The sequence below is a fragment of the Oceanobacillus indicireducens genome, assembly GCF_014647195.1.
Classification (GTDB): Bacteria; Bacillota; Bacilli; order Bacillales; family Amphibacillaceae; genus Oceanobacillus; species Oceanobacillus indicireducens.
Genome location: NZ_BMOS01000024.1, coordinates 22,384 through 46,167, shown reverse-complemented (window position 1 = coordinate 46,167; position 23,784 = coordinate 22,384). Strand labels below are relative to the sequence as shown.

21 protein-coding genes and 2 other annotated features are annotated in these 23,784 nt (G+C 41.9%); all 21 genes read left to right on the top strand.

Annotated elements, in window-relative coordinates; genetic code table 11:
- The first annotated feature begins 63 nt into the window (after positions 1–63).
- The 21 genes from IEX94_RS14455 to fusA all read left to right on the top strand — a co-directional run bounded on the left by IEX94_RS14455 (position 64) and on the right by fusA (position 23,751).
- Positions 64–1,161: a PIN/TRAM domain-containing protein gene (locus tag IEX94_RS14455; RefSeq protein WP_156857292.1), complete on the top strand. Its 1,098-nt coding sequence runs from the start codon at positions 64–66 to the stop codon at positions 1,159–1,161.
- Positions 1,162–1,416: 255 nt separating this feature from the next.
- Positions 1,417–2,889, top strand: coding sequence for a glutamate--tRNA ligase (gltX, locus tag IEX94_RS14450; RefSeq protein ID WP_188858475.1), 1,473 nt, complete (start codon positions 1,417–1,419; stop codon positions 2,887–2,889).
- Positions 2,890–2,944: 55 nt separating this feature from the next.
- Positions 2,945–3,160: a binding site (T-box leader), on the top strand.
- A gap of 105 nt (positions 3,161–3,265) precedes the next feature.
- Complete coding sequence (gene cysE, locus IEX94_RS14445) at positions 3,266–3,928, top strand: serine O-acetyltransferase (protein WP_188858473.1); 663 nt, start codon at positions 3,266–3,268, stop codon at positions 3,926–3,928.
- On the top strand, positions 3,918–5,318 hold the full coding sequence (gene cysS, locus IEX94_RS14440) for a cysteine--tRNA ligase (RefSeq protein ID WP_188858471.1): 1,401 nt from the start codon (positions 3,918–3,920) through the stop codon (positions 5,316–5,318). Before cysE ends, cysS begins: the two co-directional genes overlap by 11 nt.
- Before the next feature lie 2 nt (positions 5,319–5,320).
- On the top strand, positions 5,321–5,740 hold the full coding sequence (locus tag IEX94_RS14435; RefSeq protein WP_156857289.1) for a Mini-ribonuclease 3: 420 nt from the start codon (positions 5,321–5,323) through the stop codon (positions 5,738–5,740).
- Positions 5,733–6,479, top strand: a complete 747-nt coding sequence (gene rlmB, locus IEX94_RS14430; RefSeq protein ID WP_188858469.1) for a 23S rRNA (guanosine(2251)-2'-O)-methyltransferase RlmB — start codon at positions 5,733–5,735, stop codon at positions 6,477–6,479. Before IEX94_RS14435 ends, rlmB begins: the two co-directional genes overlap by 8 nt.
- Entirely contained in the window at positions 6,479–6,988 is a 510-nt protein-coding gene (locus IEX94_RS14425) for an NYN domain-containing protein (RefSeq protein ID WP_188858467.1), read from the top strand. Before rlmB ends, IEX94_RS14425 begins: the two co-directional genes overlap by 1 nt.
- Before the next feature lie 122 nt (positions 6,989–7,110).
- The gene (gene sigH / locus IEX94_RS14420) at positions 7,111–7,761 is read left to right on the top strand and encodes an RNA polymerase sporulation sigma factor SigH (protein ID WP_156857298.1); all 651 of its coding nucleotides are present in this window, start codon (positions 7,111–7,113) and stop codon (positions 7,759–7,761) included.
- A 79-nt stretch (positions 7,762–7,840) separates the two neighbouring features.
- Positions 7,841–7,990, top strand: coding sequence for a 50S ribosomal protein L33 (gene rpmG, locus IEX94_RS14415; RefSeq protein ID WP_156857286.1), 150 nt, complete (start codon positions 7,841–7,843; stop codon positions 7,988–7,990).
- Between the two features lie 31 nt (positions 7,991–8,021).
- Positions 8,022–8,189, top strand: coding sequence for a preprotein translocase subunit SecE (gene secE / locus IEX94_RS14410; RefSeq protein WP_156857285.1), 168 nt, complete (start codon positions 8,022–8,024; stop codon positions 8,187–8,189).
- Positions 8,190–8,336: 147 nt separating this feature from the next.
- Positions 8,337–8,870, top strand: coding sequence for a transcription termination/antitermination protein NusG (gene nusG / locus IEX94_RS14405; protein WP_156857284.1), 534 nt, complete (start codon positions 8,337–8,339; stop codon positions 8,868–8,870).
- Positions 8,871–9,191: 321 nt separating this feature from the next.
- A complete protein-coding gene (gene rplK / locus IEX94_RS14400; RefSeq protein ID WP_156857283.1) occupies positions 9,192–9,617 on the top strand; it encodes a 50S ribosomal protein L11 in 426 nt (141 codons plus the stop codon).
- Positions 9,618–10,008: 391 nt separating this feature from the next.
- Entirely contained in the window at positions 10,009–10,701 is a 693-nt protein-coding gene (gene rplA / locus IEX94_RS14395; RefSeq protein ID WP_156857282.1) for a 50S ribosomal protein L1, read from the top strand.
- A 44-nt stretch (positions 10,702–10,745) separates the two neighbouring features.
- Positions 10,746–10,893 (top strand) — a sequence feature (ribosomal protein L10 leader region).
- A 54-nt stretch (positions 10,894–10,947) separates the two neighbouring features.
- The gene (gene rplJ / locus IEX94_RS14390) at positions 10,948–11,451 is read left to right on the top strand and encodes a 50S ribosomal protein L10 (protein ID WP_156857281.1); all 504 of its coding nucleotides are present in this window, start codon (positions 10,948–10,950) and stop codon (positions 11,449–11,451) included.
- 45 nt (positions 11,452–11,496) lie between these two features.
- Complete coding sequence (gene rplL, locus IEX94_RS14385; protein ID WP_156857280.1) at positions 11,497–11,862, top strand: 50S ribosomal protein L7/L12; 366 nt, start codon at positions 11,497–11,499, stop codon at positions 11,860–11,862.
- A gap of 156 nt (positions 11,863–12,018) precedes the next feature.
- The gene (locus tag IEX94_RS14380; protein ID WP_156857279.1) at positions 12,019–12,621 is read left to right on the top strand and encodes a class I SAM-dependent methyltransferase; all 603 of its coding nucleotides are present in this window, start codon (positions 12,019–12,021) and stop codon (positions 12,619–12,621) included.
- A 510-nt stretch (positions 12,622–13,131) separates the two neighbouring features.
- A complete protein-coding gene (rpoB, locus tag IEX94_RS14375) occupies positions 13,132–16,668 on the top strand; it encodes a DNA-directed RNA polymerase subunit beta (RefSeq protein WP_156857278.1) in 3,537 nt (1,178 codons plus the stop codon).
- Between the two features lie 106 nt (positions 16,669–16,774).
- A complete protein-coding gene (rpoC, locus tag IEX94_RS14370) occupies positions 16,775–20,383 on the top strand; it encodes a DNA-directed RNA polymerase subunit beta' (protein ID WP_188858465.1) in 3,609 nt (1,202 codons plus the stop codon).
- Positions 20,384–20,702: 319 nt separating this feature from the next.
- A complete protein-coding gene (gene rpsL / locus IEX94_RS14365) occupies positions 20,703–21,119 on the top strand; it encodes a 30S ribosomal protein S12 (protein WP_156857276.1) in 417 nt (138 codons plus the stop codon).
- A 40-nt stretch (positions 21,120–21,159) separates the two neighbouring features.
- Entirely contained in the window at positions 21,160–21,630 is a 471-nt protein-coding gene (gene rpsG / locus IEX94_RS14360; protein WP_156857275.1) for a 30S ribosomal protein S7, read from the top strand.
- Between the two features lie 42 nt (positions 21,631–21,672).
- Complete coding sequence (fusA, locus tag IEX94_RS14355) at positions 21,673–23,751, top strand: elongation factor G (RefSeq protein WP_156857274.1); 2,079 nt, start codon at positions 21,673–21,675, stop codon at positions 23,749–23,751.
- The last annotated feature ends 33 nt before the right edge of the window (positions 23,752–23,784 follow it).

Genomic DNA, 23,784 nt, shown 5'->3' with positions numbered 1-23,784 from the left:
TCTCCTATCCGTAGGGTTATAAATGAAAAATAAAGGTAATAATAAACTTAAGGAGGTGAGAAAATGTTGAAGAAGGTTGTTCGTATCTTTTTTATTGTTCTTGGGGGAACGATTGGTTTTCTATACATCCCCATGATTATTGATTTATTGAATATAGATATGAACTTGCTGAAAAACCCATATTTAGGCATGGCCTTAGGTGCAATTATTTTATTTTTACTCTCCTATGTTATTGTGGATCATGTAGTAAACTTTTTTAAATGGATAGAAGATACCCTGATTAAGCTGCCGGCAATGGATTTACTATTTGGTAGCTTAGGAATGATTGTCGGACTCGTCATATCTTATCTCGGTACGATGCCGCTCCAGGATATCAATATCCAAGTAGTCTCCCAGGTACTGCCGATTTTCATCACGATTATCCTTGGTTATTTAGGTTTCCGTGTCGGTTTTCGCCGGCGGGAGGAATTCTCCAGTTTATTGCGGACAGGGAAAAAGGATAAATTGAAAGAAACTACTGATGAAGGTGACGCGGAGCAAAAAGATGAGGTGCCGAAACCGAAAATACTCGATACAAGTGTTATAATAGATGGCAGGATTGCCGATATTTGCAGTACAGGGTTTCTGGAAGGGACATTAGTGATTCCTCAATTTGTATTAGGAGAGCTGCAGCATATTGCTGATTCGTCGGATGCATTGAAACGCAATCGAGGCCGGCGTGGACTCGATGTGCTGAATCGTATTCAAAAGGAATTACCGATTAAAGTAGAAATCTATGAAGGTGATTTTGAAGAGATAGCTGAAGTGGACAGTAAATTAATCAAACTTGCTAAAGTGACGGATGGAATTGTTGTAACGAATGATTTCAACTTGAATAAAGTGTGTGATCTGCAGCGTGTTCCTGTGCTCAATATTAATGATCTTGCAAATGCGGTAAAACCTGTCGTCCTTCCGGGAGAAGAACTGGTCGTCCAAGTAATCAAGGACGGGAAAGAACAGCGACAGGGGATTGCTTATTTGGATGATGGAACGATGATTGTTGTAGAAGAAGGCCGTGACTATATTGGGAAAACAATTGAAGTCATCATTACAAGTGTCCTGCAGACTTCCGCAGGTAGAATGATCTTTGCAAAACCAAAAACACTTGAAAAAGCACTGTAAAAACGGTATAACTTATTAAGGATAATACTTGAAAAGTGATAACATGTATATTGTTATCACTTTTCAAGCATTCACGGTCTGGAATCCCTCTAAACATGAGTATCTAATTAAGAGGAAGATAAGGGGGAAAGTCCGTAAATACGTGATTCTGTTCAACTATCTTTCAATGGGAGTGAAAGACGCCCCCATTTGAGTGAGGTTTACTATATCACTCATGTTACGGTACATATTTTTTAAAAAGAGAGGGGAAACATCATGACGAATGAGGTTCGGGTACGCTATGCACCAAGCCCTACAGGTCATTTGCATATTGGTAATGCAAGAACAGCATTGTTTAACTATCTGTTCACAAAACATTATAACGGGAAATTTATTATTCGAACGGAAGATACTGACGAGAAGCGAAATGTGGAAGGGGGCGAAGAGAGCCAGCTCCGCTATTTGAAATGGTTAGGTATCGAGTGGGATGAAGGACCGGATATTGGCGGAGAGTACGGCCCATACCGTCAGACCGAGCGTCTTGATTTATACGAAAAATATGTAGACGAGCTCTTGGAGCGTGGCCTTGCATATAAATGCTATATGACGGAAGAAGAGTTAGAACAAGAGCGGGAGGAGCAGAGAGCGAAAGGCCAGGTGCCGAAGTATTCTGGTGCTCATCGCAACCTGACGGACGAGCAAATTGCAGCATTTGAAGCGGAAGGCAGACTTCCGAGTATTCGTTTCCGTGTCCCTGAAAATGAAACTTATACATTCCATGATCTTGTACGTGGCAATATCACATTTGAATCTAGTGATTTTGGTGATTGGGTAATCGTGAAAAAGAACGGTATTCCAACCTATAACTTTGCCGTTGCGATAGATGATCATTTAATGAAAATCACTCATGTGCTCCGTGGAGAAGAGCATATTTCTAATACACCGAAGCAAATGATGATTTTTAATGCTTTCGGATGGACTGCTCCAACGTACGGTCATATGACGCTGATCTTAAATGAGAACCGGAAGAAGTTAAGTAAGCGGGATGAACATATACTACAGTTCATAGAGCAATATCATAATCTTGGTTATCTGCCGGAAGCGATGTTCAACTTTATTAGTTTGCTTGGATGGTCTCCTGTTGGCGAAGAAGAGATTTTCGATAAGGACACGTTAATTGATATCTTTGATCCGGATAGATTATCGACTTCTCCTGCAATTTTTGACCAGCAAAAGTTGAAGTGGATGAACGGAGAATACATTAAGAATGTCGATCTTGAAAAAGTAATCGACCTTGCCATGCCGCATTTAATTGCTGCTGGAAAATTACCGGAAAATATGGATGAAGAAAAGCGCAAGTGGGCGGAGAATGTGATTGCACTTTATCAGGAACAATTGGGTTATGGTGAGGAAATTGTCGAATTGACTGAGTTGTTCTTCACAGAGGAAATTAATTATAACGAAGATGCAATTAAAGTTCTTGAAGAAGAACAAGTCCCAGAAGTTCTTCAAAGCTTCAAAAATAAGTTGGACACACTGGAATCCTTTACGGCTGACGAGATTAAAGCCCAGACGAAGGTAACACAGAAAGAAACTGGTTATAAAGGGAAAAAATTATTCATGCCGATTCGTGTCGCAACGACTGGCCAAACCCATGGTCCAGAACTTCCACAAGCAATCGCACTACTTGGTAAAGAAGTTGTCATGATCCGTCTAGACAAAGTCCTCGAGGAAATAACAGCAAATTGATTGCAGAGCTTTCCGGTTCACAAAATTGGAAAACTGTAATATAGTAATAGTAAATATTGGAGCGTTGAAGAGGAAAAGTAGGAATTTCTTCGTTTATCCAGAGAGAATCACCTTGGCTGCGAGTGATTTTAAACGAAACTTCCGAAGTGCCCCTCTGAGTCTATTATGGAAATAAAGTACATAATAGCGGAACTCTACCGTTACCAAGAGCCTAAGTTGGAAGGAAGCAATTCCTTCAAACAGAGTGGAACCGCGCTTAAGCGTCTCTGTCTAATGCAGAGACGCTTTTTTTTATGTTGATTAATTCAATTCACTAACTAGGGTTTAAGCAAGTCATGTAAAATGCTCTTATTCTATAACGAAGGGTGGTTTGACGATGGGTATATTTCAGCGGATGAAAGAAGATATGGATGTTGTCTTTGACCAAGATCCCGCTGCACGAACTTATTTTGAAATTTTTTTAACCTATTCCGGACTCCATGCAATATGGTTACACCGGGTTGCCCATGCGTTTTATAATCGGCGACTGTTCTTCCTGGCCCGTGCCATTTCACAAATCAGCAGATTCCTGACTGGAATCGAAATTCATCCGGGGGCAAAGATTGGTAGACGCCTATTCATTGACCACGGAATGGGAGTAGTAATTGGCGAGACTTGTGAAATCGCTAATAACGTAACGATTTACCAAGGAGTTACTCTTGGGGGGACTGGTAAAGAAAAAGGAAAGCGCCATCCGACGGTAAAGGATAATGCCCTCATATCGACGGGGGCAAAGGTTCTTGGGGATATCACGATTGGAGAAAATGCAAAAATTGGTGGCGGTTCCGTCGTTTTAAAAGATGTTCCTGCCAACTCCACAGTAGTCGGAATTCCTGGTAAAGTGGTCATCCAAGACGGAGTACGCGTAAAAGACTTGGAACATCATAAATTGCCGGACCCGGTTGCTGATCGGATTGAACAGATGCAACAAGAAATCGATACACTACAAGCAGAGATTGAAAAGCTGAAGAAGGGGAGTCATTTCCAACATGTCGATTAAATTATTTAATACGTTAACTCGAGAGAAAGAAGACTTTAAACCAATAGAACCAGGGAAACTTAAGATGTATGTTTGTGGTCCAACCGTTTATAACTATATTCATATCGGGAATGCCCGCCCTGCGATTGTGTTTGATACGGTGCGACGCTATTTTGAATATAAAGGTTATGAAGTTGATTATGTACTAAATTTTACCGATGTCGATGATAAGATCATTCAAGCGGCTGAGGAGAGCGGCGAGGATGTTCGGACACTTGCCGACCGGTTTATCGATGCATATTTAGCCGACGTGCAGGCACTAGGAGTTAAAAAAGCGACACATCATCCGCGTGTAACAGAAACAATGGATGATATTATTGCCTTTATCGAAGGTTTGGTTGATAAAGGCTATGCTTACGAAGTGGAAGGCGATGTGTATTTCAAACCGCGTTCCTTTGAAGGATACGGAAAGCTTTCCCATCAGTCAATTGATGAGCTACGAGTAGGGGCAAGAATTCAAGTTGGGGAAAAGAAGGAAGATCCACTTGACTTCGCGCTTTGGAAACAAGCGAAGGATGGAGAAGTTGCATGGGACTCTCCTTGGGGAGTGGGAAGACCAGGCTGGCATATCGAATGCTCGGCTATGGCGAAGAAATATCTCGGTGAAACGATTGATATCCACGCAGGTGGTCAGGACTTAACTTTCCCGCATCATGAAAATGAAATTGCTCAATCGGAATCGATGAATGATAAACCTTTTGCGAATTACTGGATGCATAATGGTTATATCAATATCGATAATGAAAAGATGTCGAAGTCTCTCGGAAATTTTGTTTTGACGAAAGACTTAATTAAGAAACATGACCCTGAAGCGTTGCGCTTCTTTATGTTGAGTGTTCACTACCGCAACCCGATTAATTTCACGGAAGAATTATTGGGTAGTGCAAAAAACAGTTTAGAACGAATTAAAACGGCTTATCATAATTTGGAACATCGGAAGCAAACAAGCATGAATCTTGTCGATAACAAGGAAGAGTGGCTCAAGAAAATCAAGCAGTTCACCCTTGATTTTGAAAAGGAAATGGATGATGATTTCAATACAGCCAATGCGATTTCCGTATTGTTCGATCTTGCAAAAGAAGCGAATATTTATCTCGACCAAGAGCAGACTCACACGTCCGTACTCGAAGCTTTCCAGGAAACGATTGTCACCCTGCTTGGAATTCTCGGTATTGATCTGGAGGAGGAGCAGGAACTCTTGGACGAAGAGATTGAAACGCTGATTGAAGAGCGGAATGAAGCAAGGAAAAATAAAGATTACCAACGCGCAGATGAAATACGGGATCTACTAAAGAATAGATCAATTATTTTAGAAGATACCGCGCAAGGAGTCCGCTGGAAAAGAGGCTAAGCATGACACTTGAAGCAAAACAAATGAATAGTTTAGCACTTGCTTATATAGGTGATGCTGTTTATGAAGTGTATGTCAGGGAACATTTACTTAAAACGGGTCAGGTCAAGCCCCATCAATTACATCAGAAGGCTGTAAATTTCGTGTCAGCCAAGGGGCAGGCCGCCGTATTGTTTAATTGGTTGGAAACCGGAATGCTTTCTCCGGAAGAAGAGCGCATTGTCGCCAGAGGGAGAAATGCAAAGTCCGGCTCCATTCCTAAGAATAGCAGTGTTCAGACGTATCGCCATAGTACAGGTTTTGAAGCGTTGTTAGGCTATCATTATATCGACCAAAATGAAGACAGACTGTATGAATTGATGCAAGCTGCTGTAACATTCATTACAACAACAATAGAGGAGAGGAAGAACAACAATGAGTGATGAAATAATCATAGGTAAAAACCCCGTCCTCGAGGCACTTTCCTCGGGGCGTTCGGTAAATAAAGTGTTTGTTGCCGAGCATTTGAATCCCAATACCGTAAAGAAAATAAAGCAGCTTGCGAAAGAGGCTGGAACAATCGTTCAGCACGTTCCAAAAGCGAAACTCGATAGTATCTCTAATGGAAATCATCAAGGAATAGTTGCATATGTTGCTTCTTATGATTACGGAAACTTGGAAGACCTTTTCGTGCGAGCAGAACAAAGAGGAGAAGATCCCTTTTTTATTATCTTGGACGAGCTGGAAGACCCGCATAATTTAGGTTCTATTTTACGAACGGCGGACGCTACAGGTGTCCACGGTGTAATTATTCCGAAACGCCGCTCTGTTGGTTTAACAGCAACTGTTGCGAAGACGGCAGCAGGAGCAATCGAACATATTCCGGTCGTCCGGGTAACGAATATTGCGGATACAATCGATGAGCTGAAAGAGAGGCACGTTTGGGTCGTAGGCACAGAAGGGGAAGCAACCGAAGATTACCGCAGACTAGACGGAACCATGCCAATTGCAGTTGTTATTGGCAATGAAGGAAAAGGCATTTCACGACTCGTGCGAAAGAAATGTGATTGGACAGTGCGTATTCCGATGTCTGGTGAAGTTTCCTCCTTAAACGCTTCCGTTGCCTGCAGCTTATTATTATATGAGATTTACAGAAAGCGAACCCCACTAGGTGAGAGCTGATGAATATATTATTAGTAGACGGGTACAATATCATCGGGGATTGGGAGGAACTGCAACATCTACGCGATAAAGATATGGCGGCGGCACGGGACCTCCTTATAGAACGGATGGCTGAGTATCAGGCTTTTACCGGGATGAGGGTCATTGTTGTATTTGATGCCCACGAGGCCCCGGGGCGGGAGAGCAAGCTGAAGCAATTTAAAATAGAAGTTATTTACACAAAAGAAAATGAAACAGCGGACGAACGGATTGAACGTTTAATCAAGAAATTAAAAAATGTAAAAACACAAGTTTATGTAGCAACCAACGACTATACGGAACAACGAACGATTTTCGCTCAAGGAGCATTACGTATCTCGGCCCGTGAGCTAAAAGCTGACCTTCGCGATATGGAGAATGAAATCGATGAGCGCTTGAAGGAGCAAGAGAAGAAGCAGCCACAAACAAAGATTATCCTCGATCAAGAGATTCTGGAGCGTTTTGAAAAAATGAGAAGGGGAGAAAATTGAGAAAATAGATTCTTTTCTCCTTTTTATACTAAAAAAGCTCTTGCTATATTGACGAAACCATTACTCCTGTATATAATAACGTTTACAGCTAGCTTATCATATGTGAACGGGGGTAATTCTTGGTGGAAGTCAAGCAATTGGACATAGAGTATTCAGGCTTACACATGCTTGATGATGAAAAACTTATTCATTTAGTTCATCAAGAAGATAAACATGCGCTAGATTTTCTAATCAACAAATACCGCAACTTTGTCCAAGGTAAGGCACGGACATACTTCTTGATTGGAGCAGATCGTGAAGATATCGTTCAGGAAGGAATGATAGGTCTTTACAAAGCAATTCGTGACTATGATAAAGAGAAGCTTTCCTCTTTCAAGGCCTTTGCAGAGTTATGTATCACCAGGCAAATAATTACCGCAATCAAAACTGCCACAAGGCAAAAGCATACCCCGCTAAACTCCTACGTTTCATTGGACAAGCCTATTTTTGATGAAGAATCAGATCGAACACTAATCGATGTAATTGCAGGTTCTAGATCTGTGGATCCTGAAGAATTATTGGTGAATCAAGAGAAACTAGTAGACATGGAGTTAAAACTTTCAGAATTATTAAGCGGGTTTGAAAAGCAAGTCCTTCATCTCTATCTTGATGGGTGTTCCTATCAGGAGATATCTACGAGTTTAGGACGTCATCTCAAGTCGGTAGATAACGCCCTGCAACGAGTGAAAAAGAAGCTGGAGCAACTGATTAAACAAAACGAAATAAAGAGCTGATAGAAAGAGCCGTTGACAGAGAGATAGGAAACGTGCTACATTATTAGTTGAAAAAATACCCTGTTAGTGGGATGATAAGATGAGTAAGAAGATAACTTTAGCATGTGCTGTTTGTTCAAGTAGAAATTATTCAACAAACAAAAATGTATCCACAACATCTACCAGATTAGAAATGAAGAAGTTTTGCAAGCACTGTGGGGAACATACATTACATCAAGAGACAAAGTAGCGCATGAGGTGGAGCTTGGGGGGTACAAAGAATGTTTAAATTCTTAAAGAATGTTTCAAGGGAAATGAAAAAGGTAAGCTGGCCAACTGGCAAGGAACTAAGAAGTTATACCGTAATTGTATTAACGACTGTTATTTTGATCGCCATCTTCTTTTTCATTGTTGACTTCGGAATTTCACAGCTTTTAGAACTTCTTTGAATAATAATCCGTTAACTATGCTATAATGAAAGTAAATATACATTCAAAAGAAAACCCGCAACCAGTCGGGTTTTTCATGTTGGGATAAAACGGGCGTACCCCAATCATATTACCTAAGGGAGGGAAAGGGCAGACTGTCCTGATTAAATGGAGAAAAATTGGTATGTTGTGCATACGTACTCTGGTTATGAGAATAAAGTAAAGATCAACCTTGAAAAACGAGTGGAAACGATGGGGATGCAAGATAAAATATTCCGCGTCGTCGTACCTGAAGATGAAGAAACAGAAATCAAAAATGGAAAAAAGAAAGTAGTTAAAAAGAAATCATTCCCTGGTTATGTTCTCACGGAAATGGTGATGACGGACGACTCCTGGTATGTTGTACGGAATACACCAGGTGTAACCGGATTTGTCGGCTCGAGTGGTCACGGGACAAAACCAACCCCGCTACTGCCAGATGAAGTGGATGCCGTGCTGAAAAGAATGGGCGTCCAAGTATCTGAAGTACAGGTTGACTTTGCCTTGAAAGAGAATGTCAAGGTAAAAGAAGGGCCGTTCGCGGACTTTGAAGGGACAATTGAAAATATTGACCTGGATAAACAAAAACTAAAAGTTCTAGTCAATATGTTTGGTAGAGAAACACCAATCGAACTAGACTTCACACAGGTTGAGAAATTATAGAACAAAGGCGGAAATGCCTTTACAGTAAGTTTTGCGATTCATATCGCGACGGTTGGGGCTGCGGTTACTCGACCCACCACCGAAGGGCGTTTATACTAGAACGCCCAATTGTCGCAGCAACATACGAACTTTGCCTTCTAGGACGGTAGGTAGTTCGGTGTTTTAGGCTTTTTAAAAGAAAATAAAACTGTCCCTTGCAATTTTATAATATACATGGTAGAATTTCTATGTTATTTATGTACTTCAATGTTGAAGTGCTTGAGTAAGAGTGGGAGGGGAAAACCCTAATACCACATCACGGACTTTAAGGAGGTGTGTCTCGTGGCTAATAAAGTAATCAAATTAGTGAAATTACAAATCCCAGCTGGTAAAGCTACTCCAGCACCACCGGTTGGACCAGCACTTGGTCAAGCGGGTATTAATATCATGGGATTCTGTAAAGAGTTCAATGCACGTACACAAGAACAGGCAGGTTTAATTATCCCTGTAGAAATTACGGTGTTTGAAGACCGTTCATTTACATTTGTTACGAAAACTCCACCGGCAGCAGTTCTGCTTATGAAAGCGGCAGGAATTAACGCTGGATCTGGTGAGCCAAACAAAACAAAAGTGGCTACAGTTAAGCGTGATGAAGTAAAAGAAATCGCAGAAACAAAAATGCAAGACTTGAACGCAGCGGATGTTGAAGCTGCTATGCGTATGGTTGAAGGTACTGCCCGAAGCATGGGTATTACAATCGAAGACTAATTTCGGAACTTAGTTAGCTGTGGTCTCCCTGTGAAATCACAGCTATTTCACAAAAGTGTAAGCGGCTGTTTAGGGGCGTACAGGCTGCGCTCGCAGGAGAGTGAGTGGTTCGGCGTTGTCACATACGTGAGCGTGCGAACATCCCCTATCCGAATAAGATGAAGGAAACTTGGGCGACTAAGTCTCACAAAGACTGTTCGGCAAGTCTTCTTTATTGATTGAAGGAGTGTGCAGTCTATCAGTCCTTAGTCGCTGAAGCTAGACGGATCGAAACTTTGTGCGTGAAAGACAAAGTGAAGGACTTTGCTGACAGAAGGTCGGAAGGAAGTTCTCTATGGCTTTTATACGTGGGAGGTATAACCGCTAATACCACAATAGAGGAGGATATATAATGGCAAAAAGAGGTAAAAAGTATCAAGAAGCAGAAAAGCTAATTGATCGTTCAAAAACATACGAAATCAATGAAGCTATTTCCCTTGTTAAGCAAACTGCAAAAGCGAATTTTGACGAGACAGTGGAAGTGGCATTCCGTTTGGGAGTAGATCCAAAGAAAGCGGACCAACAAATCCGCGGAGCAATGGTTCTACCACATGGAACTGGTAAAACACAACGCGTTCTTGTTTTCGCAAAAGGTGAAAAAGCAAAAGAAGCAGAAGCTGCAGGAGCTGACTATGTAGGTGAAGCAGAATTCATCGAGAAAATCAACGGTGGTTGGTTTGATTTTGATGTAATTGTTGCGACTCCAGACATGATGGCTGAGGTAGGTAAACTTGGTAGAGTGCTTGGACCTCGTGGTCTAATGCCTAACCCGAAAACTGGAACAGTAACATTTGAAGTGGAAAAAGCAGTCAATGATATTAAAGCTGGTCAAGTGGAATATCGTGTTGATAAGCAGTCTAACGTTCATGTTCCGGTCGGTAAAGTTTCTTTCGAGGACAACAAGTTAGTTGAGAACTTGGAAGCAATCATTGACCAGATTGTTAAAGTGAAACCTCAATCTGCAAAAGGTGAATACATGAAGAACGTATCTGTTGCTTCAACAATGGGACCTGGCGTTAAAGTTGACGTTTCTCCATACAAATAAAAAAACATTGACTTGAATCAAGTCGTTTGATATACTGATTACGTTAAAAAGAATACGTTATACCGTAGACAGCAGGTGCGATTTATCGCTTAATTTCCCGCCGAGGTGTTTTATAAATATCGATCCAAGTACGTTTATTTGGGTAGTGATATAAAGCTCTCATGTCTAACTGAGAGCTTTTTTTATAGACTTGATACGGCAAATGCTAGAAGAACGGTATGGTATAAGTAATTAGGAGGTGGAACAATGTCTAACGTATTGGAACAAAAGAAACAGATTGTACAAGAAATTGCAGATAAGTTCAAAGAAAGTCAATCGTCTGTTGTAGTTGACTATCGCGGACTTGACGTTGCGCAAGTTACTGAATTACGTAAACAACTACGTGAAGAAGGTATAGAATTCCACGTTTATAAAAACACGATGACTCGTCGTGCGGTGGAAACTGCGGAATTAGATGGTCTAAATGATGTACTTACTGGACCGAACGCAATTGCATTCGGTAAAGATGATGTCGTAGCACCGGCTCGTATCCTTAACAACTTCGCTAAGGAGAATGAAGAGCTCGAAATCAAAGGTGGCGTTATCGAAGGGGAAGTAGTTACTTTAGAACAGATTAAAGAACTTGCTGACCTACCGAACTACGAAGGTATGGTTTCTATGTTACTCAGCGTGCTACAAGCACCAATCCGCAACCTTGCTTATGCAGTTAAGTCTGTTGCTGATAAAGAAGAGGAAGAACAAGGCGCATAATGCCAGAACGTATAAAAATTACAATTAATTAGGAGGATTTAAATCATGACTAAAGAAGAAATGATTAGTGCGATTAAAGAAATGTCCGTTTTAGAATTAAACGACTTAGTAAAAGCTATTGAGGAAGAGTTTGGCGTAACTGCTGCTGCTCCAGTTGCAGTTGCAGGCGGGGCTGCTGGTGGCGGAGCTGCTGAAGAGCAATCAGAATTTGATGTTGTTCTTACAGGAGCAGGCGCTTCTAAGATTAAAGTTGTTAAAGCAGTTCGTGAAATCACTGGTCTTGGACTTAAAGATGCGAAAGACCTTGTGGATAACGCTCCAAAAGCAATCAAAGAAGGCGTAGCGAAAGAAGAAGCTGAAGAAGTTAAAGGTAAGCTTGAAGAAGCTGGCGCTGAAGTAGAAGTTAAATAAGTTTATTCTAATAAAGAGCTCGTCGTTCATGTCGACGGGCTCTTGTTCATAACATTTTTTCTTCATATATCTATTCCATTACAATCACTTCTAAGGTGCTGGCCGAAAACCTTACCTTACGCACAATAATGATAATTTAGAAGCGTGGTGTTCCGAATGACTGAGCATTACTATTCAAAAAAGCCTCATACAGACAGTTCACCAAAAACCTGGAAAGCTGAATTACGCAATCAAATGTATACTTTCACAAGTGATACGAATGTTTTCTCTAAAAACGGAATTGATTTTGGTTCACGTTTGCTGATTGAGAGCTTTAACGAGCCATCTGTTCGAGGAGACTTATTAGATCTTGGTTGTGGTTATGGACCGATCGGAATTTCTTTAGCAGGAGCTTTTCCTGAAAGAAATATAGTACTCGCCGATGTGAATGAAAGAGCAATCCGGTTAGCGGCAGAAAATGCGGAAGAAAACAATTTAACGAATGTGGAAGTTGTAAACAGTGACCGTTTTTCGGGACTGAAAGAAAGAACATTTGCTGCGGTGATCACGAACCCGCCAATTCGCGCGGGCAAGGATGTCGTCCATGGAATGTTTGCGGGAGCTGAAAGAGCTTTAGTAAAAAACGGTGAATTATGGGTAGTCATCCAAAAGAAACAAGGTGCACCATCTGCACAGAAAAAAATCAACGAACTATTTGGAAACGTAGAAGTCGTTGATAGAAAAAAAGGTTATTATATTCTAAGGGCATTTAAAGTTTGACCTGCCGGCTTCATTATGGTAACATACTATAATGCTAAGATTGGCTCCATTTGTCAAGTCCGAACGTGGATTATATGACTGTAAACGTATATTTTATCTGTGGACGGAGACAATGGATGAAGTATTCTAGAGAGCTTGATTAATATTTCTTCATATAGTTTACCAAAATTTAAACGAGTTGTACAACTGTATTTTATTTTCTTAGAAAAATACAGTGCTAAATGTAGGTGTAAACATATAGAAGAAGTGCATATGCAATAAAACGAAATTGGTTTATGTTTCCATTCTCGTTTTATTTATTTCAAGGTGCGATCGTCCGTAACCCCTCGCTGCAAAGTGGGGAGATTATCAAATCTTTTTAAGCGGAGGATACGGTAGCTGACACCATGATTAATTCAACTAACATTCAGTGGAAGAAGAGCAAAAACTTCCACTGTAATGAAGTTTTATTTTATGAAAAATCCGTAGAAGATTATCTGCGAAAACATAAGATTTTAAGGGGTGAAGCAGTTGACAGGACAACTAGTTCAATATGGCAAGCATCGCCAGCGTAGAAGCTATGCACGTATCAGTGAAGTGTTAGAGCTGCCAAATTTAATCGAAATTCAAACCGCTTCTTATGAATGGTTCATGGAAGAAGGGTTGCGGGAAATGTTCAGAGATATTTCACCGATTGAAGATTTCACCGGAAACCTTTCATTGGAATTTGTAGATTATAGTCTAGGTGAGCCTAACTATCCTGTAGACGAATCAAAGGAAAGAGATGTGACCTATAATGCCCCGCTTCGAGTACGGGTTCGTTTATTAAACAATGAAACCGGAGAAGTGAAGGAACAAGAAGTGTTCATGGGCGACTTCCCATTGATGACTGAGACAGGAACGTTCATCATTAACGGAGCTGAGCGTGTTATCGTCTCACAGCTTGTACGTTCCCCAAGTGTGTATTTCAGTGACAAATTTGATAAGAATGGTAAACGCGGTGTGCAAGCCACTGTTATTCCGAACCGTGGTGCTTGGCTAGAGTTTGAGACAGATGCAAAAGACGTCGCTTTTGTCCGGATTGACCGGACTCGGAAATTACCGATTACAGTGTTATTACGTGCATTAGGATTTGGTACAGATCAGGAAATCCTTGAATTGCTCGGTGATAATGAGTACTTGAGAAACACCCTTGAAAAAGATAATACAGAAACAACTGAAAAAGCATTACTAGAAATTTACGAACGCCTTCGCCCAGGTGAGCCGCCAACAGTTGAAAACGCGAAAAACCTTTTAGTGACACGCTTTTTCGATCCAAAGCGTTATGACCTGGCACATGTAGGTCGTTATAAAATGAATAAAAAACTAAACATCAAAAACCGTCTGTTCAACCAAGTGTTGGCTGAAACAATTGCTGACCCGGAAACTGGAGAAGTTCTTGCGGAAAAAGGCGATCGTCTAGAGCGTAAATTATTAGACAAATTAATCCCGCTTCTTGAAAGAGAAGAAGATAAGCTGGGAGAGAAAACCTTCAGCCCGCATGACGGTGTGTTAGATGAAGATATTGTACTGCAATCGATTCGAATTATTGATCCGACAGACCCGGAAGGTGAACGGGAGTTAACAATCATTGGAAACGGCGGTGTAGATAGAGATATTAAAAACATTACACCAGCAGACATCCTAGCATCGATCAGTTACTTCTTTAACCAATTGCATAATGTAGGCGATGTAGATGACATCGACCATTTAGGGAATCGTCGTTTGCGCTCGGTTGGCGAACTCTTACAAAACCAGTTCCGAATTGGTTTATCTCGTATGGAGCGTGTAGTGCGTGAAAGAATGTCTATTCAAGATACGTCAAGTGTCACGCCGCAACAACTGATTAACATTCGTCCTGTCATTGCATCGATTAAAGAGTTCTTTGGTAGTTCACAGCTATCCCAGTTCATGGACCAAACGAACCCACTAGGGGAGCTAACGCATAAGCGCCGTCTATCTGCGCTTGGACCAGGTGGATTGACTCGTGAACGAGCAGGATTCGAAGTACGTGACGTACACTATTCTCACTACGGCCGTATGTGTCCAATCGAGACACCGGAGGGCCCGAACATTGGTCTAATCAACTCCTTGTCGAGTTATGCAAAAGTGAATAAATTTGGATTTATCGAATCCCCTTATCGTCGCGTTGACCCTGAAACCGGTCAAGTAACAGATCAAATCGATTATCTGACGGCTGATGAGCAGGATAACTATATTGTTGCACAAGCGAACGCTCCATTAGATGAGGATAATCGCTTTGTCAATGAAGAGGTAATTGCTCGTTTCCGTGAAGATAACATCGTCGTATCTCGCGAAAAGATCGATTATATGGATGTGTCGCCAAAGCAGGTTGTTTCTGCAGCGACGGCATGTATCCCATTCCTTGAGAATGATGACTCGAACCGTGCACTAATGGGAGCGAACATGCAGAAACAGGCTGTTCCATTACTTGTTCCGGAATCTCCAATTGTTGGTACGGGCATGGAGTATGTGAACGGTAAAGACTCTGGAGCTGCTGTCATTTGCCGCCATGGTGGAATTGTTGAACGTGTTGAAGCAAAAGAGGTTGTCGTTCGCCGCATTTCTGAAGTCGACGGCAAAGAAGTAGAAGGTGATACAGATACGTACAGAATGGAAAAGTTCCAGCGTACAAACCAAGGAACGTGTTATAACCAACGTCCAATCGTTACAGAGGGAGACCGCGTAACAAGAGGTGAAGTCCTTGCAGATGGACCATCCATGGAACTTGGAGAACTTGCACTTGGTCGTAACGTATTAGTAGGATTCATGACCTGGGAAGGTTATAACTATGAAGATGCGATCATCATGAGCGAGCGACTTGTAAAAGATGACGTATATACATCCATTCATATTGAAGAATTTGAACTAGAAGCTCGGGATACGAAGCTTGGTCCGGAAGAAATTACAAGAGATATTCCAAACGTCGGGGAAGAGGCACTGAAGAACCTTGATGAAGAAGGAATTATCCGAGTCGGGGCTGAAGTGAAAGACGGCGATATTCTGGTAGGTAAAGTAACCCCTAAAGGCGTTACCGAACTTTCTGCTGAAGAGCGTCTACTTCATGCTATCTTTGGAGAAAAGGCACGTGAAGTAAGAGATACATCCCTACGTGTACCACATGGAGGCGGAGGAATTATCCTTGACGTTCGAGTCTTTAACAGGGAAGACGGAGATGAGTTATCACCAGGTGTGAACCAGCTCGTTCGCGTCTACATCGTTCAGAAACGGAAGATCTCTGAAGGAGATAAAATGGCCGGTCGTCACGGTAACAAAGGTGTTATCTCGAAGATTTTACCGGAAGAAGATATGCCGTTCATGCCAGACGGAACACCGATTGATATTATGTTGAACCCGCTTGGAGTGCCATCAAGAATGAACATCGGACAAGTGTTTGAACTTCATCTTGGAATGGCTGCAAGACTACTTGGCCTTCATGTTGCATCACCAGTATTTGACGGGGCAACAGAAGAAGATGTTTACGCCACGATGGAAGAAGCTGGGATGGCACGAGATGCGAAGACCGTCCTTTATGACGGAAGAACAGGTGAACCATTTGATACCCGTGTATCTGTTGGAGTCATGTATATGCTAAAACTAGCACATATGGTCGACGACAAGCTACACGCCCGTTCAACTGGACCATATTCACTTGTTACCCAGCAGCCACTCGGAGGTAAAGCACAATTTGGTGGTCAGCGTTTCGGGGAGATGGAAGTTTGGGCTCTTGAAGCATATGGTGCTGCATACACCCTTCAAGAAATCCTAACCGTTAAATCCGACGACACGGTCGGCCGAGTGAAAACATATGAGTCGATTGTAAAAGGGCATAATGTCCCAGAACCAGGAGTTCCTGAATCATTCAAAGTATTGATAAAAGAACTTCAGAGTTTAGGACTTGATGTGAAAATGCTGAACAGCCAAGAAGATGAAATCGATATGCGTGAGTTGGAAGATGAAGAGGTTCAAGCAGCATCCAAACTCAATTTAGATATTGAAGAAAATTAAGATGTTATGACTATCTAAAATTAAAAAGGAGTGAGAATTGATAATGGGCTATCAATTCTCCTTCTCTTATATAAATACAGCACACTAAATAAGGGAGGATTGCCCCTTGCTAGATGTAAATACGTTTGAATATATGAAAATTGGTTTAGCTTCCCCTGAGAAAATCCGTTCGTGGTCTTTCGGTGAAGTGAAGAAACCAGAAACAATTAACTATCGAACGCTGAAACCGGAAAAAGATGGCCTGTTCTGTGAAAGAATTTTCGGTCCGCAAAAGGACTGGGAATGTCATTGCGGAAAATACAAGCGTGTTAGATACAAAGGTGTCGTATGTGATCGCTGTGGAGTAGAAGTGACAAAAGCAAAAGTACGACGTGAAAGAATGGGGCATATTGAACTTGCTGCACCGGTATCCCACATTTGGTATTTCAAAGGAATTCCAAGCCGGATGGGATTAGTACTTGATATGTCACCACGAGCTTTAGAAGAAGTCATTTACTTTGCTGCTTATATTGTTACAGATTCAGGCAACACACCACTTGAGAAAAAACAACTATTATCCGAGAAAGAATATCGGGCGTATTATGATAAATACGGAAAATCCTTTCGGGCTGAAATGGGTGCGGAAGCAATTCGTAAGCTTCTCCAGGATATTGATTTGGATAAAGAAGTAAAAGCATTGCGTGAAGAACTAAAAACTGCTCAAGGACAACGCAGAACGAGGGCAATCAAGCGTCTTGAAGTCATGGAAGCTTTTCGTCATTCCGGAAATGAACCGGATTGGATGGTTTTAGACGTCCTACCGGTTATTCCTCCAGAAATCCGCCCAATGGTACAACTTGATGGTGGCCGCTTTGCAACATCCGACTTGAACGACTTATACCGTCGTGTAATCAACAGAAACAACCGTCTGAAAAGATTACTAGACCTCGGAGCACCAGGTATTATTGTGCAAAACGAAAAAAGAATGCTTCAAGAAGCGGTGGATGCGCTAATTGATAACGGACGTAGAGGTCGACCGGTTACTGGTCCAGGAAACCGACCATTAAAATCTCTCTCTCATATGCTGAAAGGGAAGCAAGGTCGTTTCCGTCAAAACCTGCTCGGAAAACGTGTGGACTACTCCGGACGTTCGGTTATCGTAGTTGGTCCTAATTTAAAAATGTATCAATGTGGATTACCAAGAGAAATGGCGCTTGAACTATTCAAACCGTTCATTATGAAGGAATTGGTTGATCGAGGACTTGCGCACAACATTAAATCTGCAAAACGTAAAATTGAACGGGTTCATCCGGATGTATGGGATGTACTGGAAGAAGTGATTAAGGAACATCCAGTGCTTTTAAACCGTGCACCTACCCTGCACCGTTTAGGAATCCAGGCATTTGAGCCAACACTCGTAGATGGTCGCGCAATTCACTTGCATCCGCTCGTATGTACAGCTTATAATGCTGACTTTGACGGAGACCAGATGGCTGTTCACGTTCCATTATCCGCTGAAGCTCAGGCGGAAGCGCGCCTTCTCATGCTAGCGGCACAGAATATCCTTAACCCTAAGGATGGTAAGCCTGTCGTTACTCCTTCACAGGATATGGTTTTAGGTAACTATTACCTAACACTAGAACGTGAAGGTGCAATCGGTGAAGGAAGTATTTTCAAAGACACGAGTGAAGCGCTCATGTCTTACTATAATGGAAATGTCCACCTGCATACGAGAGTCGCTGTTCAAGCGGGAAGTTTAAATAACAAGACATTTACAGAAGAGCAGAACAACCAACTATTAATTACAACCGTTGGAAAACTGATCTTCAATGAAATACTACCAGACTCTTTCCCGTATATTAATGAACCAACACGGACAAATCTGGAGCAAAAAACACCAGATAAATTCTTTGTAAAAACGGGAGCAGATGTAACAGAATTAATTAAAAACAGTGAAATTGTTAAGCCGTTTAAGAAAGGTTTCCTTGGCGATATTATCGCTGAAGTCTTTAAACGCTTTAAGATTATTGAAACATCTAAAATGCTTGACCGCATGAAGGACTTAGGTTTCAAATACTCGACAAAAGCTGGTATGACAGTAGGTATCTCAGATATCGTCGTCTTGCCGGGTAAAGAGAAGATTCTGGATGAAGCACAGGAGAAAGTCGATAAGGTACTCAAGCAGTTCCGTCGCGGGCTTGTAACAGAAGAAGAACGCTATGATCGTGTTATTGCAATCTGGACACAGGCGAAGGATTACATTCAGGAGAAACTGATGGAGTCCCTCGATAACCAGAACCCGATTTACATGATGAGTGATTCTGGAGCGAGAGGTAACGCGTCCAACTTCACACAGCTTGCTGGTATGCGTGGACTCATGGCTGACCCGTCTGGTAAGATTATTGAACTTCCAATCAAGTCTAGCTTCCGTGAAGGATTAACAGTTCTTGAATACTTCATCTCGACACACGGTGCTCGTAAAGGACTGGCGGACACGGCGCTTAAGACGGCGGACTCCGGTTACTTGACGAGACGTCTCGTGGACGTTGCGCAAGATGTTATTATCCGTGAAGAAGACTGCGGAACAGACCGTGGACTTGTCGTGAAATCCCTGGAAGATGGATCGGAAGTAATTGAACCACTATTTGACCGTTTGGTAGGACGTACAGCATTCAACGATGTTGTTCATCCGGAAAATAAAACAGTCATTGTTGGGCATAACGAAATGATTAGCGAAGACCAGGCGAAAGAAATCATTAATGCTGGTATCGAAGAAGTCACGATTCGTACTGCGTTCACATGTAATACAAAACATGGCGTTTGTCAGAAATGTTATGGACGAAATCTTGCAACGGGTTCGGATGTGGAAGTTGGAGAAGCGGTTGGTATTATCGCTGCTCAGTCCATCGGTGAACCAGGTACACAGTTAACGATGCGTACATTCCACACTGGTGGGGTTGCAGGAGATGATATTACCCAAGGTTTACCGCGTATTCAAGAATTATTTGAAGCGCGTAATCCAAAAGGGGAAGCCGCAATTACGGAAATCGCAGGTACTGTCCAAGAAATTAAAGAAACGAAAGACAAGTACGAAATTGTGATCCAAAGTCCGGTTGAGCAACGCTCCTATTCTGTGCCATATAACGCCAGAATGAAAGTGTCAGAAGGTGACCAAGTGGAAGCAGGTCAAGAACTGACAGAGGGTTCAGTTGACCCGAAAGAATTACTACGCGTAAAAGGTGTCGAAGGTGTTCAAGATTACCTATTGCGTGAAGTGCAACGGGTATACCGGATGCAAGGTGTTGAAATTGGCGATAAGCACGTCGAAGTAATGGTACGTCAAATGCTTCGTAAAATCCGTGTTATTAACGCAGGAGATACCGACGCTCTGCCAGGCGCCTTGTTAGAATTACATCAGTTCAGGGAAATTAACAAACCAGTACTTCTAAACGGTGGAAATCCTGCGATTGGAAAACCAGTCCTGTTGGGGATTACAAAAGCTTCTCTTGAAACAGATTCCTTCTTATCTGCCGCATCCTTCCAAGAAACAACACGTGTTCTTACAGATGCTGCAATTAAAGGAAAACGTGATGAGCTCCTCGGCCTGAAGGAAAACGTCATTATCGGTAAGCTTGTTCCGGCAGGTACAGGTATGCAACAATACCGCACAATTGAAGCTGGATTAGATCAGCCTGAATTAGAGGAATTCGAAGAGACGGAAGAAACTGTACAATAACCGGTCGAAAGGTTTAAGCTAAATAAGTGAAAAAATCTGGAAGCACCTGAAAATTTACAAAGAAAATATTGACTTTGAAAAGCGTCAATGTTACTATATTCAAGGTGCTTCCGATTCCACTTGTTATTTTTAGAGGATCGAAGCAAACGTTTAAGAAGTTGGTGCTTCACTATAGCAGTAAAGAAAAGTTTTGGTGGATTTTCTACCAATCATTCTTTTTTACCTTAGAATGAACCACCTGGATGTGTGGTGTTACATCTCACTTCTAAATAGCACATTGCAATTATTCATAAATGAAGAGAAAGGAGGAAAATATAAAATGCCTACAATTAACCAATTAATTCGTAAAGGTCGTGTGAGCAAGCCGAAAAAGTATGACTCTCCTGCACTTAACGTAGGATACAACAGCTTTAAAAAGCAGTTCACAAAACTAAACTCCCCGCAAAAACGTGGTGTATGTACTCGTGTTGGTACACTAACTCCTAAGAAGCCGAACTCAGCATTACGTAAATATGCACGTGTTCGTTTATCTAATAATATGGAAGTTACTGCATACATCCCTGGAATTGGTCACAACTTACAAGAACACAGCGTTGTTTTACTTCGCGGTGGACGTGTAAAAGACTTGCCTGGGGTACGTTATCACGTAGTCCGCGGTGCACTTGACACTGCAGGTGTGGAAGGACGTATGCAAGGACGTTCCAAGTACGGTGCGAAAAAACCGAAAGAAAATTAATAATGCTTGAAATCAGATAGAGAAGAAAGGAGGTAGACATATGCCACGTAAAGGACCAGTACCTAAGCGCGATGTCTTACCAGATCCACTTTATAACTCAAAGTTAGTTACTCGCCTCATCAACCAAATTATGGTTGACGGGAAGAGAGGTAAAGCGCAAAAGATACTTTATAAAGCATTCAACCTTGTTCAAGAGCGTACAGGACAAGATCCAATGGAAGTTTTCGAACAAGCAATGAAGAATGTAATGCCTGTACTTGAAGTGCGTGCACGTCGTGTTGGGGGATCTAACTATCAAGTACCGATTGAAGTTCGTCCAGAACGTCGTCAAGCTTTAGGTTTACGTTATCTTGTAAATTACTCCCGTCTGCGCGGTGAGAAAACAATGGAAGATAGACTTGCTAATGAAATAATCGATGCTTCTAACAACACGGGCGCAGCAGTTAGACGCCGTGAAGAAATGCATAAGATGGCAGAAGCGAACAAAGCATTCGCTCACTATCGTTGGTAAGATTAAACTAATAAAAGCACTTAATAGGAAGGAGAAGAATACATGGCTAGAGAGTTCTCCTTGGAAAAGACGCGAAATATTGGGATTATGGCACATATCGATGCTGGTAAAACCACTACAACCGAGCGTATTCTTTTCTATACAGGACGTATTCACAAACTTGGTGAAACGCACGAAGGTGCGTCACAAATGGACTGGATGGAGCAGGAGCAGGAACGTGGAATTACAATCACATCCGCTGCTACAACAGCTCAATGGAAAAACCATCGAATCAATATTATTGATACTCCAGGGCACGTGGACTTCACAGTTGAAGTTGAGCGTTCACTAAGAGTTCTTGATGGTGCGGTGACGGTTCTTGATGCACAATCTGGTGTTGAACCGCAAACGGAACAAGTATGGCGCCAAGCTACAACATATGGTGTACCAAGAATGGTATTCATTAACAAAATGGATAAAACAGGTGCTGATTTCTTATATGCAACTAAAACGTTGGTAGACCGTTTAGGTGCGAATGCACATCCAGTTCAAATGCCAATTGGTGCAGAGGACGAATTTAATGGAATCATTGACTTAATCAAAATGGAAGCTCACTTCTATAAAGATGATTTAGGTACAGTCGATGAAGCAACCGAAATCCCTGCTGAGTTAAAAGACCAGGCTGAAGAGCTTCGTGCAGAATTAATCGAAGCTGTTGCTGAAACAGACGAAGATTTAATGATGAAATATCTTGAAGGTGAAGAGATCACAGAAGATGAATTGAAAAAAGCAATTCGTCAAGCTACTCTATCCGTAGATTTCTACCCGGTATTCTGTGGTTCTGCATTCAAGAACAAAGGTGTACAATTACTTCTTGATGGTGTAATTGACTACCTTCCAGCTCCAACAGATGTTGCTGCAATCGAAGGTATCGTTCCAGGATCAGAAGAAGAAGTTACACGTGAATCAGATGACAATGCACCATTTGCTGCGTTGGCATTTAAAGTAATGACTGACCCGTTCGTTGGTAAATTGACATTCTTCCGTGTTTACTCTGGGATGTTAGAGTCCGGTTCCTACGTGAAAAACACAGTGAAAGACAAACGTGAACGTGTTGGTCGTATCCTTCAGATGCACGCTAACTCCCGTGAGGAAATTTCTGTTGCTTACGCTGGAGAAATTGCCGCAGCAGTTGGACTAAAAGACACTGCAACTGGGGATACGCTTTGCGATGAAAAAAACCCAGTTATCTTAGAGTCTATGGAATTCCCTGAGCCGGTAATCCAGGTAGCAATTGAGCCGAAGACGAAAGCAGACCAAGATAAGATGGGGACAGCGCTAGCGAAACTTGCTGAAGAGGATCCGACATTCAAGACGGAAACAAACTCGGAAACTGGTCAAACGATCATCTCGGGAATGGGTGAACTTCACCTTGACGTTATTGTTGACCGTTTGAAACGTGAGTTCAAAGTAGAGGCTAACGTTGGTGCACCACAAGTTGCTTACCGTGAAACATTCCGTACACCTGCGGAAGTAGAAGGTAAATTCATTCGTCAATCTGGTGGACGTGGACAATACGGACACGTTTGGATTAAGTTTGAGCCGAATGATGAAGGTGCTGGATTTGAATTCAAAAACGCTATTGTTGGTGGGGTTGTTCCTCGTGAGTATATCCCATCTGTTGAGCAAGGTATCGAAGAAGCACTTGAAACTGGTGTATTAGCTGGATATCCATTAATCGATGTGAAGGCAACACTATATGATGGTAGCTATCACGATGTTGACTCTAACGAAATGGCGTTTAAGATTGCAGCTTCAATGGCATTAAAAGCAGCGAAGAACAAATGTAATCCAGTTCTGCTTGAGCCGATGATGTATGTTGAAATTGTTATTCCAGAGGAATACATGGGAGACATCATGGGTGACGTAACTTCCCGTCGTGGACGTATTGAAGGAATGGAAGCTCGCGATAACGCACAGCTTGTTAAAGCGTACGTGCCACTCTCTGAAATGTTTGGTTACGCAACAGCTCTACGTTCTAATACTCAAGGTCGGGGTACGTATACAATGACATTCGATCATTATGAAGAAGTACCGAAGAGCATCTCTCAAGAAATTATTGAGAAAAACGCTGGACAATAATTGATTTTTTTACGGAACTAACGTATAACAATT

Coding starts and splice junctions, on each gene's coding strand:
- IEX94_RS14455 (WP_156857292.1), top strand. CDS start 64: ATGTTGAAGAAGGTTGTTCGTATCTTTTTTATTGTTCTTGGGGGAACG.
- gltX (WP_188858475.1), top strand. CDS start 1,417: ATGACGAATGAGGTTCGGGTACGCTATGCACCAAGCCCTACAGGTCAT.
- cysE (WP_188858473.1), top strand. CDS start 3,266: ATGGGTATATTTCAGCGGATGAAAGAAGATATGGATGTTGTCTTTGAC.
- cysS (WP_188858471.1), top strand. CDS start 3,918: ATGTCGATTAAATTATTTAATACGTTAACTCGAGAGAAAGAAGACTTT.
- IEX94_RS14435 (WP_156857289.1), top strand. CDS start 5,321: ATGACACTTGAAGCAAAACAAATGAATAGTTTAGCACTTGCTTATATA.
- rlmB (WP_188858469.1), top strand. CDS start 5,733: ATGAGTGATGAAATAATCATAGGTAAAAACCCCGTCCTCGAGGCACTT.
- IEX94_RS14425 (WP_188858467.1), top strand. CDS start 6,479: ATGAATATATTATTAGTAGACGGGTACAATATCATCGGGGATTGGGAG.
- rpmG (WP_156857286.1), top strand. CDS start 7,841: ATGAGTAAGAAGATAACTTTAGCATGTGCTGTTTGTTCAAGTAGAAAT.
- secE (WP_156857285.1), top strand. CDS start 8,022: ATGTTTAAATTCTTAAAGAATGTTTCAAGGGAAATGAAAAAGGTAAGC.
- nusG (WP_156857284.1), top strand. CDS start 8,337: ATGGAGAAAAATTGGTATGTTGTGCATACGTACTCTGGTTATGAGAAT.
- rplA (WP_156857282.1), top strand. CDS start 10,009: ATGGCAAAAAGAGGTAAAAAGTATCAAGAAGCAGAAAAGCTAATTGAT.
- rplJ (WP_156857281.1), top strand. CDS start 10,948: ATGTCTAACGTATTGGAACAAAAGAAACAGATTGTACAAGAAATTGCA.
- rplL (WP_156857280.1), top strand. CDS start 11,497: ATGACTAAAGAAGAAATGATTAGTGCGATTAAAGAAATGTCCGTTTTA.
- IEX94_RS14380 (WP_156857279.1), top strand. CDS start 12,019: ATGACTGAGCATTACTATTCAAAAAAGCCTCATACAGACAGTTCACCA.
- rpsL (WP_156857276.1), top strand. CDS start 20,703: ATGCCTACAATTAACCAATTAATTCGTAAAGGTCGTGTGAGCAAGCCG.
- rpsG (WP_156857275.1), top strand. CDS start 21,160: ATGCCACGTAAAGGACCAGTACCTAAGCGCGATGTCTTACCAGATCCA.
- fusA (WP_156857274.1), top strand. CDS start 21,673: ATGGCTAGAGAGTTCTCCTTGGAAAAGACGCGAAATATTGGGATTATG.